Source organism: Pseudodonghicola sp. (assembly GCF_048268305.1).
In the GTDB taxonomy this organism is placed as follows: domain Bacteria; phylum Pseudomonadota; class Alphaproteobacteria; order Rhodobacterales; family Rhodobacteraceae; genus Pseudodonghicola.
In genome coordinates this window covers 416,518-433,054 of the sequence record NZ_JBLWVT010000003.1, presented here as the reverse complement: position 1 = coordinate 433,054, position 16,537 = coordinate 416,518, and the positions used below count along the sequence as shown (strand labels likewise).

General features: G+C 65.0%; 16 protein-coding genes. 15 read left to right on the top strand and 1 reads right to left on the bottom strand.

The genetic code is table 11. The features are described 5' to 3' along the window. Window positions 1-86: 86 nt before the first annotated feature. The 7 genes from ACN0V4_RS07850 (at window position 87) to ACN0V4_RS07820 (ending at window position 7,321) form a co-directional block, all read left to right on the top strand. A complete protein-coding gene (locus ACN0V4_RS07850; RefSeq protein ID WP_417674730.1) occupies window positions 87-1,292 on the top strand; it encodes a 2-aminoethylphosphonate--pyruvate transaminase in 1,206 nt (401 codons plus the stop codon). Continuing rightward, window positions 1,289-2,068, top strand: a complete 780-nt coding sequence (phnX, locus tag ACN0V4_RS07845) for a phosphonoacetaldehyde hydrolase (protein ID WP_417674728.1) — start codon at window positions 1,289-1,291, stop codon at window positions 2,066-2,068. Before ACN0V4_RS07850 ends, phnX begins: the two co-directional genes overlap by 4 nt. Window positions 2,069-2,141: 73 nt before the next feature. Next, window positions 2,142-3,566 carry an amidase gene (locus ACN0V4_RS07840; protein WP_417674726.1) on the top strand — a complete coding sequence of 475 codons (1,425 nt, stop codon included), beginning with the start codon at window positions 2,142-2,144 and terminating at the stop codon, window positions 3,564-3,566. 76 nt (window positions 3,567-3,642) lie between these two features. Then, window positions 3,643-5,142 carry a sulfatase-like hydrolase/transferase gene (locus ACN0V4_RS07835; RefSeq protein WP_417674724.1) on the top strand — a complete coding sequence of 500 codons (1,500 nt, stop codon included), beginning with the start codon at window positions 3,643-3,645 and terminating at the stop codon, window positions 5,140-5,142. 130 nt (window positions 5,143-5,272) lie between these two features. Continuing rightward, window positions 5,273-5,914: a TetR/AcrR family transcriptional regulator gene (locus tag ACN0V4_RS07830; RefSeq protein WP_417674722.1), complete on the top strand. Its 642-nt coding sequence runs from the start codon at window positions 5,273-5,275 to the stop codon at window positions 5,912-5,914. 1 nt (window position 5,915) lies between these two features. Next, window positions 5,916-6,326, top strand: a complete 411-nt coding sequence (locus ACN0V4_RS07825) for an organic hydroperoxide resistance protein (RefSeq protein WP_417674720.1) — start codon at window positions 5,916-5,918, stop codon at window positions 6,324-6,326. Window positions 6,327-6,343: 17 nt separating this feature from the next. Next, window positions 6,344-7,321: a zinc-binding dehydrogenase gene (locus ACN0V4_RS07820; RefSeq protein WP_417674718.1), complete on the top strand. Its 978-nt coding sequence runs from the start codon at window positions 6,344-6,346 to the stop codon at window positions 7,319-7,321. A gap of 4 nt (window positions 7,322-7,325) precedes the next feature. Here the strand turns inward: ACN0V4_RS07820 and ACN0V4_RS07815 are convergent, their stop codons facing one another. Continuing rightward, entirely contained in the window at window positions 7,326-8,246 is a 921-nt protein-coding gene (locus tag ACN0V4_RS07815; RefSeq protein ID WP_417674716.1) for a LysR family transcriptional regulator, read from the bottom strand. A gap of 224 nt (window positions 8,247-8,470) precedes the next feature. Here ACN0V4_RS07815 and ACN0V4_RS07810 point away from each other — a divergent pair, with 224 nt between their 5' ends. From ACN0V4_RS07810 to ACN0V4_RS07775, 8 genes are all read left to right on the top strand, one after another. Further along, window positions 8,471-9,253 carry a 5-oxoprolinase subunit PxpA gene (locus tag ACN0V4_RS07810; protein ID WP_417674714.1) on the top strand — a complete coding sequence of 261 codons (783 nt, stop codon included), beginning with the start codon at window positions 8,471-8,473 and terminating at the stop codon, window positions 9,251-9,253. A 33-nt stretch (window positions 9,254-9,286) separates the two neighbouring features. Further along, on the top strand, window positions 9,287-9,523 hold the full coding sequence (locus ACN0V4_RS07805) for an acetyl-CoA carboxylase (RefSeq protein WP_417674712.1): 237 nt from the start codon (window positions 9,287-9,289) through the stop codon (window positions 9,521-9,523). A 3-nt stretch (window positions 9,524-9,526) separates the two neighbouring features. Continuing rightward, window positions 9,527-10,909: an acetyl-CoA carboxylase biotin carboxylase subunit gene (locus tag ACN0V4_RS07800; protein WP_417674710.1), complete on the top strand. Its 1,383-nt coding sequence runs from the start codon at window positions 9,527-9,529 to the stop codon at window positions 10,907-10,909. Then, the gene (locus ACN0V4_RS07795) at window positions 10,906-11,781 is read left to right on the top strand and encodes a 5-oxoprolinase subunit B family protein (protein ID WP_417674708.1); all 876 of its coding nucleotides are present in this window, start codon (window positions 10,906-10,908) and stop codon (window positions 11,779-11,781) included. The genes ACN0V4_RS07800 and ACN0V4_RS07795 overlap by 4 nt, the downstream gene beginning before the upstream one ends. Further along, window positions 11,771-12,742, top strand: a complete 972-nt coding sequence (locus ACN0V4_RS07790; protein WP_417674706.1) for a biotin-dependent carboxyltransferase family protein — start codon at window positions 11,771-11,773, stop codon at window positions 12,740-12,742. The genes ACN0V4_RS07795 and ACN0V4_RS07790 overlap by 11 nt, the downstream gene beginning before the upstream one ends. A 70-nt stretch (window positions 12,743-12,812) precedes the next feature. Continuing rightward, on the top strand, window positions 12,813-13,883 hold the full coding sequence (gene torT, locus ACN0V4_RS07785; protein WP_417674704.1) for a TMAO reductase system periplasmic protein TorT: 1,071 nt from the start codon (window positions 12,813-12,815) through the stop codon (window positions 13,881-13,883). Window positions 13,884-13,953: 70 nt separating this feature from the next. Then, window positions 13,954-15,462 carry a sugar ABC transporter ATP-binding protein gene (locus ACN0V4_RS07780; protein WP_417674702.1) on the top strand — a complete coding sequence of 503 codons (1,509 nt, stop codon included), beginning with the start codon at window positions 13,954-13,956 and terminating at the stop codon, window positions 15,460-15,462. Continuing rightward, window positions 15,459-16,469, top strand: a complete 1,011-nt coding sequence (locus ACN0V4_RS07775) for an ABC transporter permease (RefSeq protein WP_417674700.1) — start codon at window positions 15,459-15,461, stop codon at window positions 16,467-16,469. The genes ACN0V4_RS07780 and ACN0V4_RS07775 overlap by 4 nt, the downstream gene beginning before the upstream one ends. The last annotated feature ends 68 nt before the right edge of the window (window positions 16,470-16,537 follow it).

The following is a 16,537-nucleotide window of genomic DNA, read 5'->3' as shown; positions in this document are numbered from 1 at the left end:
CTATGGTTAGATCAATTTAATGAATTTTTCAAATGGAAAGGCGTGGGGCATCCTGCGCCTGAATTCATCCTGCGAGGAAACAGAGAATGACCGATCAGGGCAATTTCCCGCCCCCGAAACTGGGCGAGCCCTATCTGCTGACGCCCGGCCCGCTGACCACCGCGTTCGAGGTGAAACAGGCCATGCTGCGCGACTGGGGGAGCTGGGACGCCGATTTCCGCGCCATGACCGAGGAGATGCGCATGCGCCTGGTCGTCCTGCTGGGCGAGGGGGGCGACGAGTTCACCTGTGTGCCGATGCAGGGGTCAGGCTCCTATCTGGTCGAGGCGATGCTGGGCAGCTTCGTGCCGAAGGAGGGCAAGGTTCTGGTGCTGGCCAATGGCGCCTATGGGCTGCGGGCGGCCAAGACCTGCGACACCATCGGCCGGGCGCGCCATCTGCTCGACATGGGGGATTACATGCCGCCGCGCGGGACCGATGTCGCCCGCATCCTGGCCGAGGATCCGGCGATCACCCATGTGCTGGCGATTCATTGCGAGACCTCCTCGGGCATCCTGAACCCGGTGGCCGAGATTTCCGCGGCCACCTATGCCACCGGGCGCAAGCTGTTGATCGACAGCATGTCGGCCTTTGGTGCGGTGCCGCTGGAGCCGGGGCAGATCCGGTTCGAGGCGATGGTCTCTTCGGCCAACAAGTGCATCGAAGGCGTTCCGGGCTTCGGCTTCGTGCTGGCGCGGCGGTCGGAACTGGAGGCCGCCAAGGGGCGGTCGCATTCCCTCGCGCTCGATGTGCATGCGCAATGGGACTATATGGAGAAGACCGGCCAGTGGCGGTTCACCCCGCCGACCCATGTGGTGGCGGCTTTTCTCGAGGCGTTGAAGATGCATGAGGCCGAGGGTGGCGTCGCCGCCCGGGGCGCGCGCTATGCCAACAACCGCGATGTGATGGTCGCCGGCATGCGCGGGCTCGGGTTCGAGACGCTGCTGGATGAGACCTGGCTGTCGCCGATCATCGTCACCTTCTTCAACCCCGCCGATCCTAAGTTCGATTTCGCCCGCTTCTATGAGCTGATGAAGGACAAGGGCTTCATCATCTATCCGGGCAAGCTGACGGTGGTGGACAGCTTCCGCATCGGCTGTATCGGTCGGATGGATGCCGCCGTCATGACCCGCGTGGTCGAGGCCGCCCGCGACAGCCTGGTCGAGCTGGGGGTGGCAAGCGCCGCGCCGCCGGCCGCCGCATTGGAAGAACGCGCCAAACTGGCGCAAGCAGACTTGGGGGAACCCGCATGAAGCGTTTCAAGGCCGCCGTCTTCGACTGGGCCGGCACCATCGTCGATTTCGGCTCTTTCGCGCCGATGGGGGTTTTCGTGAAGGCTTTTGCCCAGTTCGGTATCGAGGCGACGATCGAACAGGCGCGTGGCCCCATGGGCTCGGCCAAATGGGACCATATCCGCGCGATGATGGACATGCCCGAGATCGCGGCGCAATGGGCCGCGAAATACGGCGCGGCGCCCACCGACGCCGATGTCGACAAGGTCTATGAGATCTTCGTGCCGATGAATGAAAAGGTCGCCGCCGATTATGCCGATCTGGTGCCGGGGGCGAAGCAGGCGGTGGACGAGCTGCGGGCGATGGGGCTCAAGATCGGTTCCACCACCGGCTACACCCGCTCGATCATGGAAAACGTCCTGCCGGTTGCCGCCGCTCAGGGCTATGTGCCCGACAACCTCGTCTGTTCCGACGACCTGCCCGAAGGCCGCCCCGGCCCGCTTGGCATGTACAAATGCATGGTCGATCTGGTGGCCTATCCGCCTTCGGCCATCGTCAAGGTGGACGATACCGCGCCGGGGATCGGTGAGGGCGTGGCGGCGGGCTGTCTGACCGTCGGCGTGGCGATGTCGGGCAATGCGGTCGGCAAGACGCCCGAGGAGCTGGCGGCGCTGTCGGCGGAGGAGGTCGAGGCGCTGCGCGCCCATGCGACCGAGATCCTGAAGGCGGCCGGCGCCGACTATGTGATCGACACCGTCGCCGACCTGCCGGCGCTGCTGCGTCAGCTCGACGCTTGATCAATTTTGGGGCCCCGCACCTGCCGGGGCCCTTTTCCGTTTCAAGACAACAGACTGCCCGGGAGATACGGCGATGACAAAAGACCTCTGGAGCTGGACCGCCGCGGAGCTGGCCACGGCGATCGCAGTGGGGGATATCTCCAGCGTCGAGGCGACCGAGGCCGCGCTCGCCCGGATGGAGGCGGTGAACCCGGCGCTGAACGCGGTGGTCGACGCCCTGCCGGAAGAAGCGCTGAAGGATGCCCGCGCCGCCGATGCCGCCCGCGCCCGGGGGGAAGAGCTGGGGCTGCTCCACGGCGTGCCCATCACCACCAAGATGAACGCCGATTACAAGGGCCGCGCCACGGCCAACGGTGTGGTCGCCTTCGCCGATCTGATCGCGCCCGAGGATGGCTCGGCCGTGCGGTCGCTGCGCCACCATGGGGCGGTGATCATCGGGCGGACCAATACACCGGCCTTCTCGATGAGCTTTTTCACCGATAACGACCTCTTCGGGCCGACGATGAACCCCTATGATCCGGAAATCACGCCGGCGGGGTCGTCGGGCGGGGCGGGCGCGGCGGTGGCCGCCGGCATTGGCGCCCTGGCCCATGGCAGCGATATCGGCGGCTCGATCCGGCTGCCGGCCTATGTCAACGGCGTCTTCGGGCTGCGGCCCACCACCGGGGTGCTGCCCTGCTATAACCCCTCGTCGCAGTCGGAACGGCTGCTGGCCTCGCAGGTCGCCTCGGTTCAGGGGCCGCTGGCGCGGTCGGTCAAGGACATCCGGCTGGGGCTGCAGGCGCTGAGCCTTTGGGATCCGCGCGATCCGCTGCAGGTGGTGATGCCGCCGGTCGACCTTGGCTTTGTCGCGCGGCCCTGCAAGGTTGCGGTGATCCGCGAGCCCGAGGGCTGCAGCGCCGATCCCGAGGTGATCGACGCCATCGCCCGCGCCGCGGCGATGCTGTCGGACGCCGGCTATGAGGTCGAGGAGGTCGAGACGCCCTCGCTGCTGGCGGCCTCTGAGCTCTGGCAGGTGGTGGTCGGGCACGAACTGCTGTCGGGGCCGATTCACGGCATTCGCAAACTGGGGGATGCGCGGGTCAACCGGCTGATGGATCTGCTGTGCGACACGCTGGAGCCGCTGGATCGCGATGCCTTTCTGGCGGCCTTCGCCAGCCGCAGTACGGTTCTGCGCCAATGGCAGATGCTGTTCGCCACCCATCCGGTCGTGCTGACCGCGCCGTCCTGGCGCCGGCCCTATCCCGCCCGGCACGAGATGCAGCCCGAGACCTCCGGCCAAACCTATCTGACCGAACTGGCGCCGGCCTTCATGCCGCCGGTGTTGGGGCTGCCGGGCTTCTCGGTGCCGATGGGGGTGGTGGATGGCCTGCCGACCGGCGTACAGCTTTTGTCGACGCGCTTTGCCGAGAACATGCTGCTCGCCGCGGGCGAAGTGCTGGAACGCCGCCAGCCGGCGCTGCGCCCGATTGATCCGCGCCCCGCGCGCCAAAGCTGACAAAAGGTCCGCGTCGTGCTGGCAAGGGGCGGCGCGGGCTTTTCGCAAGACCACAAGACGGCAACAGGAGACCGCCATGCCGCCGCGCCGAAACCTGCTTTTCGTGGTGATCGACCAGTTCCGCGCCGATTGCCTGCATGGGGCGCTGGCCGCCCATGTCGATCTGCCCAACCTGCGGGCGCTGATGGGCGAGGCGGTCAGCTTTCGCCGGCATTATTCGGTGACCAACCCCTGTGGGCCGTCGCGCGCCTCGATCCTCACCGGGCAATATGCAATGAACCACCGCGCCGTGCGCAATGGCACGCCGTTGCCGGCCGATCGCCCCAATCTGGCGACCGAGCTCAGGCGCGGTGGCTGGCTGCCGTTGCTTTACGGCTATACCGACAGCACGCGCGACCCCCGGGCGCATGATCCGGCCGATCCCGCGTTGTTCTCCTATGAACAGGTGATGCCCGGCTTTGACGAGGCACTGGAGATGCGGCTTGAGGAGAGCTGGCCCTGGCGTGCCCATCTGGCGCGGCAGGGCTATGACGTGCCGGAGGGGGAGGAGATCTTTCGCCCCGTCGGTGACCGACCTGACGCCCCGGCGCTCTACCGCGCCGAGGACAGCGACACCGCCTTTCTGACCGATCGCTTCCTGTCGGAAATCGCCGTGCGCCCACGTGGCTGGTGCGCCCATCTGACCTATATCCGGCCGCATCCGCCGCTGGTCGCGCCGGCGCCCTATAACCGCATGTACGATCCCGTCCACCTGCCGGCCCCGGCGCAGGGCGATGCTCATATGCTCGACGCCCCGGCCCGGGCGGGGCAGGGGATCGCGCGCACCGTGGTGGGCTTTCCCGATCTGGAGGCGACGCCGGAGAATGTCGCGCTGTTGCGGGCGATCTATCTGGGTCTCGCCACCGAGGTCGACCATCACATCGGCCGCGTCATCGCCTGGCTGAAGCAGAGCGGCCAGTATGACGATACCCTGCTGGTGGTCACCGCCGATCATGGCGAGATGCTGGGTGATTACGGTCTCTGGGGCAAGATGACCTATCACGAGGCGGCCTATCACGTGCCGCTGATCATTCGCGACCCCGATCAGCCGGAGGCCTTTGGCCGCGCGGTCGAGGCGATGACGGAATCGGTCGATGTGACGCCCACCATCCTCGATCTGCTGGGCATCGACATCCCGGATACCATGGACGGGCGCAGCTTGCGCCCCTTCCTGGCCGGCGAGGCGCCGGAGGGGTGGCGCAGCTACAGCTATTCCGAGCTGGACTTCGGCGATCCGATCACGCCCACGGCGGGGCAGGTGGCGCTGGGGCTGGACGCGAGCCGGGCCAATCTCTGCATCCTGCGTGGCGCGCGCCACACGCTGGTGCATGTCAACGGCGGGCTGCCGCCCTTGTTGTTCGATCGCGCCGCTGACGGAGAGGCGCGTGATTTGGCCGGCGATCCGGCTTTGGCGCCGATGATCCTGGGCATGACGCGCTGTCTGCTCGACCACCGGATGACCCATGCGGAAGGGCGCTTTGCCTGGACCATGATCACACCGGATGGGGTGAAGCGGGGGCGCAACCCCCGACGCTGAGCAGAGGGGCGCGGATTGGACCAGACAGGGAAGGGGGCTTGGGGCCCCTTCTTTTTTGCTTGTCCTGAGGGTGGGCGGATCACGGAAACGCTACTAGACGACCGGTCTATTTTAACCTATCTGAAAGATTATGAGACAGATCAGCAAAGCCGAGGCGACACGCCAGAAGATCCTCGAGACGGGCCATGCGCTCGTCCTGCAGAAGGGGTTCGTGGGCGTTGGTTTGCAGGAGGTTCTCAAGGCCTCCGGCGTGCCCAAGGGATCGTTCTATTACTACTTCCCCTCGAAAGAGGCCTTCGGCTGTGCCCTGTTGCAGCAATATGTCGAAGGCTATCTGGCACTGATGGATCAGCTTCTGGCCGCCGATCTGCCCGACGGGCGAACCCGGCTGATGCGCTATTGGGGCGCCTGGCTGGCGGGGGCGGAGGATCCGGCCCGGGGCTGGGCCGAGGATTGCCTTGTCGTCAAGCTGGCCGCCGAGGTCGCCGATCTCTCCGAAGACATGCGCCAGGTGCTGAGCGAGGGGACCGAGGCGTTGATCGCCCGTATCGCCCAGATGATCGAAGAGGCGCGCGCCGATGGCTCGCTGCCGCTGGGTGGGGCGCCCGCGTCGGGGCTGGCGCAGATGCTCTATCAGATGTGGCTGGGGGCGGCCCTGCTCAGCAAGCTGTCGCGCGACCGCGCCCCGATGCGCCAGGCCTATGAGGCGACATTGGCGCTGCTGGTCTGCTCTGGAAATTCCAAGACACACACCGATCCTCAGGAGGACTGAGATGAAGATTTTCTACAAGACCCGCGCCACCGCGACCGGCGGCCGCTCCGGCCATACCGAACTTGACGACGGCAGCCTCGCCTTCGATCTGGCGCTGCCCGGATCGGGCAAGGCCGGCGCCAATCCCGAACAGCTTTTCGCGCTGGGCTATGCCGCCTGTTTCGATAGCGCCATGGCGGTTGTCGCCAAGCAGATGGGTCTTGATGCCACCGGCAGCAAGACCTCGGTCGAGGTCGGCATCGGCCAGACCCCGGAAGGCGGCTACAAGCTTGATCTCGATATCTATATCGACGTGCCCGGTTTGCCGGAAGCCGAGGCGCAGAAGCTGATCGCCGCGACCCATCAGGTCTGCCCCTATTCCAATGCCACCCGCGACAATATCGACGTGCGTCTGCACGTGACTGCTGCTTAAGTTCAAGGAAGACCACTATGCGTACTGCAACACATGCGACCTTCGGCGACCCGGCCGAAGTTCTGGCCCCCGTCGACGCGCCGCTGCCCGAACCTGCTGCCGGTCAGGTGCGGATCAAGACGATCCTGTCGCCGATCCACAACCACGATCTTTGGACCGTGCGCGGCCAATACGGCTATAAGCCCGAGCTGCCGGCGATCGGCGGGTCCGAGGCGGTCGGCATCGTCGACGCGCTGGGGGAAGGCGTCGAGGGCGTGACCCTGGGCCAACGGGTCGCCGTCGCCGGTGTCCATGGCACTTGGGCGGAGTATTTCACCGCCTCGGCCAAGGGGCTGGTGCCGCTGCCCGAGGCGATCGGCGACGAGGCGGCGGCACAGCTGATCGCCATGCCGTTCAGCGCTCTGACCCTGCTGGAATTCCTTGAGGTCAAGGAAGGCGACTGGATCGTTCAGAACACCGCCAACGGCATGGTCGGCAAGGCCGTCGCCATGCTGGGCAAGGCGCGTGGCATCAACGTGATCAATCTGGTGCGCCGCGATGCCGGTATTGGCGAGCTTGAGGCGCTGGGGATCGGCAACGCGGTGTCCACTGCCGCCGAGGGCTGGAAGACACAGGTCCGCGCACTGGCCGGCGACGCGCCCATCGTGGCGGCCATCGATTCCGTCGGCGGCACCGCCAGCGGTGATCTGCTGTCGCTTCTGGGCGACGACGGGCTCTTGGTCTCCTTCGGCACCATGACGGGCGAGCCGATGCAGATCTCCTCGGGCGATCTGATTTTCAAGCAGGCGGTGGTCAAGGGCTTCTGGGGCGCCAAGGTCAGTGCCGCCATGCCCGCCGACGAGCGTCAGCGCCTGTTCGGCGAGCTGATGCGGCTGGTGATCACCGGTGCCGTCCAGCTTCCGGTCGAGGCGATCTTTCCGCTCGACCGGATCGGCGACGCGGTGCGCGCCTCGCTGGCGCCGGGCAAGGCCGGCAAGGTGCTGCTGAAGCCCTGATCGCTCAACCCCGTCCCAGCGCGAATGGCGTCTGGGGCAGGGCGTAGCACTGCTTGAAATAGTCCACCAGGACCGAGACGGGGCGCGAGAATTCGAGGCCCCGTCGCCAGGCAAGCCCCACGTCCATCGACGGGATTTCCTTGTCGGTGGTGATGGTGCCGATGCGTTTGCCCTCAAGCGACCAGGGGCGATAGACCATGTCAGACAGCATCGTCACCCCCTGACCGTTCGCCACCATCGACCGCACCGCCTCGACCGAGGAGGTGCGCAGTTTCACCTGCGGCTGAAAGCTGGTCAGGCTCCAGTATTTCATCGTGGTATGCGCCGCCTCGTCGACCGTCAGCATGATGTAGTCCTCTTGCGCGATCTCCTCGAAACTGGCCTTGCCGCGGCGCTGGAACGGATGGTTGTTCGGCACCCAGAGCCGCCGGGTGGATTTCAGCAGCGTCTCGCTTTCCAGCTCGGGGTTGTTCATGTTCGAGGTCAGCAGCACCGCCATGTCGAAGCGGTTCGACAGCAATCCTTCTTCGATGCTCTCGCGGTTCAGCTCGCTCAGCCGGACCTCCAGCCCGGGATAGAGGTGTTTCAGCCGGTCTAGGTGATAGGGCAGGAAATAGCCGATCACCGTATAGGTCGCGGCAAGAGAGATCACGCCGCTCACCGTCGAATGTCGGCGGGTCAGCTTGGTGGCCTCGTCCAGCTTCTGCAGGATCTCCCGCGCCGAGGCGAGGAATTCGCGCCCCGCCTCGGTCAGCTCCATCCCGTGGGAGGAGCGCTGGAACAGGTCGGTGCCAAGCTCTGTCTCCAGATCGCGGATCGCGCCGGTGACCGAGGATTGCGAGATCGCCAGAAGGTTGGCGGCGCGGCTGACCTGCCCCGATTCAGCGGTCGCCACGAAATACTTGAGATGTCGAATATTCATCATGGCGCACCCATCCGGTTTTCTGCTGTCCTGATATCGGAAAATCCGATACTGCGGCTTACCTTCCCAGTTCCCCTTGGAAAACTGGTGATTTCGTAAGAATTTGCGCCCGGTCGCGCATCTCTCATCTATCGGATTTTCCGAATTTGCATCCGCAGCATTTAGAATTTTACTTCTATAGGAAACGAAAGTGAAGATGCCTCTCGAAGACTAACTGAGGCGAGACCATGCGTGGCATCATCGATCTGAACTGTGACATGGGCGAGGGCTTCGGCCACTGGACCCTGGGGGAGGCGGCGGACGAAGACCTGATGGAGCTGATCAGCTCGGCCAATATCGCGGCCGGGTTTCATGCCGGCGATCCCACCACCATGGACCGTGTGGTCAAGCTGGCGCAGCAGCATGGCGTCGGCATCGGGGCGCATCCGGGATACCGTGACCTGCAGGGCTTTGGCCGCCGCTATATCCGAACCTCGTCGGAAGAGCTGGTCAACGACATCCTCTATCAGGTGGGCGCGATCCGCGAATTCGGCCGACGCTATGGCGTCCAGCTCCAGCACATCAAGCCGCATGGCGCGCTCTATATGGAGGCCGCGGTGAACGAGGAGCTGTCGCAGCATCTGGTCGACACCCTCCGCAAGACCTGCGGCGAGGCGATCCTGTTCTGCATGGGCGTCTCGAAGACCTATGAGATCGCCCGGCGCATGGGCCAGCGGGTGGTGCGCGAATTCTATGCGGATCGCGACTATGACGACAGCGGTTCGATCGTTTTCGCCCGCCAGGTGGCGCGTCCCGACCCGCAGGCGATTGCCGACAAATGTCTGCGGGCCTGTAAGGAGGGCCTGGTGCGCACGGTGACCGGCAAGGACATCGAGATCGAATTTGAATCGATCTGCTTCCATTCCGACACGCCCGGCGCGCTGGAAAACGGCAGGGCGATCCGCAAGGCGCTGCTGGACAACGGCATCACCATCGCGCCGGCCGCAACGGTTCTTGAAAACATGGCCTGACCTGAAATGGGCCCAACAGGAGAGAGAAAGACAATGACACAAATCCAATCCCCGCTGCCGGGCACCTTCTATCACAAACCCTCGCCGGACGAGGCGGCCTATAAGGTCAAGGGCGATGCGGTGGCCGTGGGGGATGTGATCGGGCTGATCGAGGTGATGAAGACCTTCATCGAGGTCAAGGCCGAGACCGCCGGCACCTTCGCCAGCTATGTCGCCGAGAACGAGGCGCCGGTGATGGCCGGTGCGGTTCTGGCGGAGCTGGACGACTGACCGATGACCATCAGCCGTCTTTTCATCGCTAACCGGGGGGAGATCGCGGTCCGGATCATTCGGGCCGCGCGGGAGCTGGGCATTCACACCATTCAGGCCTATTCCGAGGGCGACGCCGACATGCTGGCCGTCAAGCTCGCGGACGAGGCCATCTGCATCGGGCCGGCGCCCTCGAAGGACTCCTATCTCGATATCGCCAAGGTCGTGGCGGCGGCGAAGCAGACGAAGGCCGACGCGGTGCACCCGGGGTATGGGTTCCTGTCGGAAAGCCCGGCCTTTGCCCGGGCCCTGGCCCAGGCCGGGATCACCTATGTCGGCCCCACCGCCGAGACCATCGAGCGGATGGGCGACAAGGTCGCCGCGCGCCAGGCGGCCGAGGCGGCGGGCGTGCCGGTGGTGCCGGGCTCCAAGGGCCGGATCGGCACCGTGGACGAGGCCGCCGAGGTGGCCAAGACCGTCGGCTATCCGGTGATGATCAAGGCCGCCGCCGGTGGTGGCGGGCGCGGCATCCGCATCGCGGCGGACGAGGCGGAGCTGCGCAAGCTGGCCCCGCAAGCCCAGGCCGAGGCGCAGGCGGCCTTCGGCGACGGCGGGCTCTATCTGGAGCGCGCGGTGCAAAGCCCGCGGCATATCGAGGTGCAGATCCTCGGCGATGGCGAGACCGCGATCCATTGCTATGAACGCGAATGCTCGCTTCAGCGGCGGCGGCAGAAGGTCTGGGAAGAGGCGGGCGCCGCCTGTCTCGACGATGAGACGCGCGAGGCGCTTTGCGCATCGGCCGTGGCCTTGGCCCAGGCGGTGAACTATCGCGGCGCCGGCACGCTGGAATACCTCTATGACAGCGCCCGCAACGAGTTCTACTTCATCGAGATGAACACCCGCATCCAGGTGGAACATCCGGTGACCGAGATGGTCACGGGCGTCGATCTGGTGCAGGAGATGATCAGGGTCTGCGGTGGTGAGAAGCTGAGCCTGACGCAGGCGGATATCACCCGCAGCGGCCATGCGATCGAGGTGCGGATCAACGCCGAAGATCCGCTGATGCAGTTCATGCCCTGGCCGGGCAAGGTTGGCGCCATGACCCTGCCGGAAGGCGAGGGGGTGCGCTTCGACCACTTCCTCTACGAAGGCTATCAGATCCCGCCTTTCTATGACTCCCTGCTGGGCAAGCTGATCGTCCATGCGCCGACCCGTGCCGAGGCGATCGAAAAGCTCGCCACCGCGCTGGAGGGGCTGAGCCTCGAGGGGCTGAAGACGACCGCGCCACTGCATAAGGCGCTGGCGGCCGATACCGGCGTTCAGGCCGGCGATTTCCACACCCAGTGGCTCGAACCCTGGTTGGAGGCCGGCAATCTGACAAAAGCAACAACAGGAGGTGCGTCGTGAAGACACGATATTCTTACGGCGGCGATGAACACATCTATGTCGAGGTAGATGAGGAAATGTCGCTGGACGCGTTTTTCATCTCGCTTTCGATGAGCAACGCGGTGCGCGAGGCGAATATCCCCGGGGTGACCGAAATCTGCCCCGCCAACGCCTCGTTCGAGGTGCGCTTCGACCCCGACGTGATCGCCCCCGCCGACATGATGGCCCGGATCAAGGAACTGGAGCACAAGGCCGAGACCGCCGAAAAGCGCCTCTCGACTCGGATCATCGAAATCCCGGTGTTCTTCCAGGATCCCTGGACCCATGAAACCCTGATGCGGTTCCGCGAACGGCACCAGGACCCCAGCGGCTCGGATCTGGATTATGCCGCCCGGATCAACGGCTATGACAGTGTCGAGGCCTTTATCGAGGCCTTCCACTCGCAGCCCTGGTTCGTGTCGATGGTGGGCTTCGTCGCGGGGCTGCCGTTCCTCTATCAACTCGTCGATCGCGACAAGCAGATCCAGGTGCCGAAATATCTGCGCCCGCGCACCGATACGCCGAAGCTCTCGGTCGGTATCGGCGGCTGCTTCGGCTGCATCTATTCGGTGCGCGGCGCCGGCGGGTATCAGCTGTTCGGGATCACGCCGATGCCGATCTTCGACCCGGAACAGAAGGTCTCCTATCTCAAGGACTTCATGGTCTTCTTCAAACCGGGCGACATCGTGAAGTGGAAACCGATCGACCAGGCCGAATACGACCGCATCACGGCGGCGGTGGAAGAGGGCACCTATAGCCCCCGCATCGCCGAGGTCGACTTCGATCTCGATGCCTTCAACGCCGATATGACCGGCTTCAACGCCAAGCTGATGGAGGCGCTCAATGACGCTTAAGATTGTCAAACCCGGGCTCGCCACCTCGATCCAGGATCTGGGCCGCCCCGGCTATTTCCACCTTGGCATTCCCGAAGGGGGCGCGATGGACCGTCTGGCGCTGCGCGCGGCGAACCTGCTGGTCGGCAACCCGGAGGATGCCGCCTGTCTCGAGGCTGTCTTCATGGGGCCGGAGATCACCTTTACCGCCGAGGCGAGCGTCGCCATCACCGGTGGCGAAATGCCGATCCTGCTGGACGGCGAGGCGCGTGAGAGCTGGACCAGTTTCACCGTCAAGCCGGGCCAGACGCTGAGCTTCGGCTTCCTGAAATCGGGGGCGCGGATCTATATCGCCGTCTCTGGCGGGATCGCCACCGAACCGGCGCTGGGCAGCCGCTCGACCTATCCGATCGGCGCGCTGGGCGGCTTCCATGGCCGCAACATCGCCGCCGGCGACGAGATCCCGGTGGGCGAGGCCGCGCTGGTCGAGGAAGGCCGCACCGTTCCGGCCGAACTGCGCCGTGGTCCGGGCACCCCGGCCGAATTGCGGGTGCTGACCGGTCTCTACTGGTATCGCCTGACCGAGAAATCGGGCGAGGCCTTTTTCAACGACACCTGGACCGTCGCGCCCGAGGCCGACCGCATGGGCTATCGCTTCCGGGGTGGCCAGCCGATGGAATTCGTCGAGCGCGAACAGCCCTTCGGCGCCGGTGCCGATCCCTCGAACATCGTCGACGGCTGCTATTCCTACGGCTCGATCCAGGTGCCGGGCGGCTCGGAGCCCATCGTTCTGCACCGCGACGCGGTGTCTGGCGGCGGTTACTTCACCCTGGGTGCGGTGATCTCGGCGGACATGGACCTGATCGGGCAATTGCAGCCCAACACTAAGGTGAAATTCGTCAAGGTCGAGATGGACGAGGCGCTGCAGGCGCGTGCGGACCGCAAGGCCCTGATCGAGAAAATCCGAAAAGAGCTCGTCTAAGAGCCGAATAATAAAACCAAATCGCGGCTTGCCGCTTTGCACTGAAAAAACTGACAAGGAGGTCAGAATAATGAAGCTCGCCCTCAAGACTGCCGCAGCCCTGGCGCTCGCGACCGTCATTCCCGCCAGCGCCTTCGCGGCGGACTGGTTCCCCTATCCGGCCGAAGAGGTGACCCCGCCCTTCGCCGCCGACGGCAAGGTCAGCCCGGTGACCTACACGCCGCTCGCCAAGGCCGACAAGCCGTGGAACATCTGCGTCTCCTTCCCGCACATGAAAGACGCCTATTGGCTGGGTGTCGATTATGGCGTGGCCGACGAGGCCAAGCGGCTCGGCGTCAAGATGAACCTGGTCGAGGCCGGCGGCTATACCGAGTTGAACAAGCAGATCAGCCAGATCGAGGATTGCGTGTCCAGCGGTGCCGACGCCGTGGTGATCGGCGCGATCTCCTACGAGGGGCTGAACAGCGTGGTGAAAGAGGTCGCCGCCAAGGGGATCCCGGTGATCGACGTCATCAACGGCATGTCCTCGCCCGATATCGCCGCCAAATCGCTGGTGTCCTTCCGGACCATGGGCTTCGAGACCGGCAAGTATCTCGCCGAGAAGCATCCGGCCGGTTCTGAGCCGGTCAAGGTCGGCTGGTTCCCGGGGCCGGCGGGCGCCGGCTGGGTCGAGGCCGCCAACGAGGGTTTCATGGAAGCCGTCAAGGGCTCTGCCGTCGAGGTGCTGGAACCCCGCTATGGTGACACCGGCAAGGAAGCCCAGCTCAAGCTGGTCGAGGACGTGCTGCAGGCCAACCCCGATGTCCGCTATCTGGCCGGCACGGCGGTCACCGCCGAAGCCGCGCAGGGGCTGATCCGCGAACGCGGTCTGCAGGGCAAGGTCGATCTGCTGGCCTTCTACATGACCCCGGGCGTCTATGCCGGCATCAAGCGCGGTTTCATCCTGGCCGCACCGGCGGATTCGATGGTCATCCAGGGCCGGATCGCCATGGACCAGGCGGTGCGCATCCTCGAGGGCAAGGACTACATGAAACATGTGGGGCCGAAGATCTTCGTCGTCGATCCGTCGAACATCAGCACTGTGGCGCGTGAAAATATCCTGCCGCCGGATGGGTTCAAGCCGGTCTTTTCGGTCGAGTAAGACCGCAGGCTGAACTGGCATGAGCGGGCCGGGCGATCCTGTCCGGCCCGCATTCCTTCCGGAGGCGGAGATGCAATCAACAAAGCTGGTGGAAACACGCGGCCTGACCAAACGCTATCCCGGTGTGCTGGCCTTGAACGGGGTGGATTTCGATCTTGAGGCGGGCGAGGTCCATGTTCTCTTCGGCGAGAACGGGGCGGGAAAATCGACCCTGATCTCGATGCTCGCCGGGGCCAACAGCCCGACCGAGGGCACGATCACCCTGAACGGGCAGGCGCTGGCCTTTTCCTCGGTCGCCGATGCGCAGCGCGCCGGCATCTATACGGTGTTTCAGGAATTCTCGCTGATCCCGACCCTCACCGTGGCCGAGAACATCTTTCTGGGCTGGGAGCCGATGAAAGGGCCCTTCGTCGATCACCGCGCCATGCGCCGCCGTGCGCGCGAGATGTTCGAGGAACTGGATTTCCCGATCGACCCCACCGCCATCACCGCGTCGCTGTCGCGGGCGCAGCAGCAGATGGTCGAGATCACCAAGGCGTTTCACGGCGATCTTTCGGTGCTGATCCTCGATGAACCCACGGCCTCACTCACCGATCGCGAGGTCGATCACCTGTTTGGTTTCATCGCCTCGCTCAAGGCGCGCGGGGTGGGGATCATCTATATCTCGCACCGCATCCAGGAATTCCAGCGCATCGCCGACCGGGTGACGGTGCTGCGCGACGGTGCCAAGATCGGCACGGTGGCGATGGCCGAGACCGACGAACACGCGCTGGTCGAGATGATGACCGGCCGCGCCATCACCGAGATTTACCCGCAGATCGCCCATGCTCCGGGCGCGGTGCTGGCGACGGCCGAGGGGCTGGTGACGCCCGGCGTCACGGCTGCGTCGCTGGAAATCCGGGCGGGAGAGGTGCTGGGGGTCGCGGGCCTCGTGGGCTCGGGCAAGTCGCGGCTCTTTCGCGCGATGATGGGGCTGGCGCCCCGGCTCGGCGGCAAGGTCACGCTGAAGGGGCAGGATGTCACCCGGGCGCCGACGCGGGCGATCCTCAAGGCCGGGATGTATTACCTGTCTCCGGATCGCAAGGCCGAGGGGCTCGATCTGGCGAAGACCTCGAACGACAACCTGGCGCTCAATCTGGTGATGGGCGGCAGGGGCGTGTCGCGGATGGGCTTCATCAACTGGAAAGAGGTCCGGGCGGAAACCGACCGGATCGCAGATTATGTCGAACTTCACGCAGGTTATCGGCCAAAGCTGGTGTCGCAGCTGTCGGGCGGCAACCAGCAGAAGGTGCTGTTCGGCAAATGCTTCGGCCAGGAGGCCGACATTTATGTCTTCGACGAACCGACGGTCGGCGTCGACATGGGCACCCGCTCGGCCCTCTACCGGCTGATCCAGCAATTGGCCGAGGCCGGCAAGGCCGTGGTGGTGATCTCCTCCGACCTGCCGGAGGTTCTGAACCTGTCGCACCGGATGCTGGTGCTGGCGCATGGCCGGATCTCGGCCGAACTGAGCGGGGACGAGATGGTGGAGGATCTGGTCCTGAAACATTTCTTCGATGAGAGCGGAGCCAAGGCATGAGCGAGCAAAGCAACAAAACCGGCGCGGGCGGTCTGATCACGCGCGTCTTCGTCAAGGTGGGCGTTCTGCCGTTCTTTCTGCTCGGCGCGCTGGTGATCTTCACCGCGCTGTCGTCGAAATTCCTGACCGGCCAGAACCTGGTCAATGTGGCACGGCAATCGGTCTATCTGGTGCTGGTGTCGCTCGGGCAGATGCTGGTGCTGATCTCCGGCGGCTTCGATCTCTCGGTGGGCACCGCCATCGCGCTCACCTCGGTGGTCTCGGCCTCGGCGATGGTGTTCTTCGCCGGCATCTTCCCGGATGCGATCTGGCTGGCGATCCTGTTGGGGGCCTTCGCGGGCTTTGCAGCCGCGCTGCTGGTGGGGATGGTGAACGGCATCGGCGTCGCCTATTTCGACGTCTCGCCCTTCATCATGACGCTGGGCGTCTCCTCGGTGGGCGCGGGGCTGGCGCTGTTTCTCACCGGCGGCGTGCCGGTCTCGGGCCTGCCGTTCGAATTCGCCGATACCTTCGGCTTCGGACGGCTCTGGGGGATACCGGTGCCGGTGCTGATCGCGGTGATCTGCATCGCGGTGATGTGGGTCTTCATGTCGCGCACCCGGCTTGGCACCCAGATCTATGCGGTTGGCGGCAATATCAAGGCGGCGCATCTGTCGGCGATCAACACCAGGCGCACGCTCATGCTGGCCTATATGGTCTGTGCGCTCATTGCTTCGCTCACCGGGCTGTTGCTGACCGCCCGGGTTGAATCGGGCGAGGCGAACCTGGGCGGCACCATCGCGCTGGAATCCATCGCCGCCTGCGTCATCGCCGGTGTCTCCCTGCGCGGTGGCATTGGCCGGGTGGAAAACGTGGTGCTGGGCGCCTTCTTCATCGTGCTGGTGCAGAACGGCATGAACCTGGCCCAGGTCAGTTCCTACATGCAGATGGTGCTGCTGGGGGTGCTGCTGATCCTGGCGGTGATCTTCGACCAGCTTCGCTATCGCATCATCATGAGCGGGCGCTGAACCATCCCCGCGGGCCGCATTGCGCATTGCGGCCCGCCGTTACTGCCGGCATGATCTTTTACAAGTTC

What these genes read in the sequence shown, in the direction of transcription:
- ACN0V4_RS07850 (WP_417674730.1), top strand. Translation starts at nt 87, where the DNA reads ATGACCGATCAGGGCAATTTCCCGCCCCCGAAACTGGGCGAGCCCTAT.
- phnX (WP_417674728.1), top strand. Translation starts at nt 1,289, where the DNA reads ATGAAGCGTTTCAAGGCCGCCGTCTTCGACTGGGCCGGCACCATCGTC.
- ACN0V4_RS07840 (WP_417674726.1), top strand. Translation starts at nt 2,142, where the DNA reads ATGACAAAAGACCTCTGGAGCTGGACCGCCGCGGAGCTGGCCACGGCG.
- ACN0V4_RS07835 (WP_417674724.1), top strand. Translation starts at nt 3,643, where the DNA reads ATGCCGCCGCGCCGAAACCTGCTTTTCGTGGTGATCGACCAGTTCCGC.
- ACN0V4_RS07830 (WP_417674722.1), top strand. Translation starts at nt 5,273, where the DNA reads ATGAGACAGATCAGCAAAGCCGAGGCGACACGCCAGAAGATCCTCGAG.
- ACN0V4_RS07825 (WP_417674720.1), top strand. Translation starts at nt 5,916, where the DNA reads ATGAAGATTTTCTACAAGACCCGCGCCACCGCGACCGGCGGCCGCTCC.
- ACN0V4_RS07820 (WP_417674718.1), top strand. Translation starts at nt 6,344, where the DNA reads ATGCGTACTGCAACACATGCGACCTTCGGCGACCCGGCCGAAGTTCTG.
- ACN0V4_RS07815 (WP_417674716.1), bottom strand. Translation starts at nt 8,246, where the DNA reads ATGATGAATATTCGACATCTCAAGTATTTCGTGGCGACCGCTGAATCG.
- ACN0V4_RS07810 (WP_417674714.1), top strand. Translation starts at nt 8,471, where the DNA reads ATGCGTGGCATCATCGATCTGAACTGTGACATGGGCGAGGGCTTCGGC.
- ACN0V4_RS07805 (WP_417674712.1), top strand. Translation starts at nt 9,287, where the DNA reads ATGACACAAATCCAATCCCCGCTGCCGGGCACCTTCTATCACAAACCC.
- ACN0V4_RS07800 (WP_417674710.1), top strand. Translation starts at nt 9,527, where the DNA reads ATGACCATCAGCCGTCTTTTCATCGCTAACCGGGGGGAGATCGCGGTC.
- ACN0V4_RS07790 (WP_417674706.1), top strand. Translation starts at nt 11,771, where the DNA reads ATGACGCTTAAGATTGTCAAACCCGGGCTCGCCACCTCGATCCAGGAT.
- torT (WP_417674704.1), top strand. Translation starts at nt 12,813, where the DNA reads ATGAAGCTCGCCCTCAAGACTGCCGCAGCCCTGGCGCTCGCGACCGTC.
- ACN0V4_RS07780 (WP_417674702.1), top strand. Translation starts at nt 13,954, where the DNA reads ATGCAATCAACAAAGCTGGTGGAAACACGCGGCCTGACCAAACGCTAT.
- ACN0V4_RS07775 (WP_417674700.1), top strand. Translation starts at nt 15,459, where the DNA reads ATGAGCGAGCAAAGCAACAAAACCGGCGCGGGCGGTCTGATCACGCGC.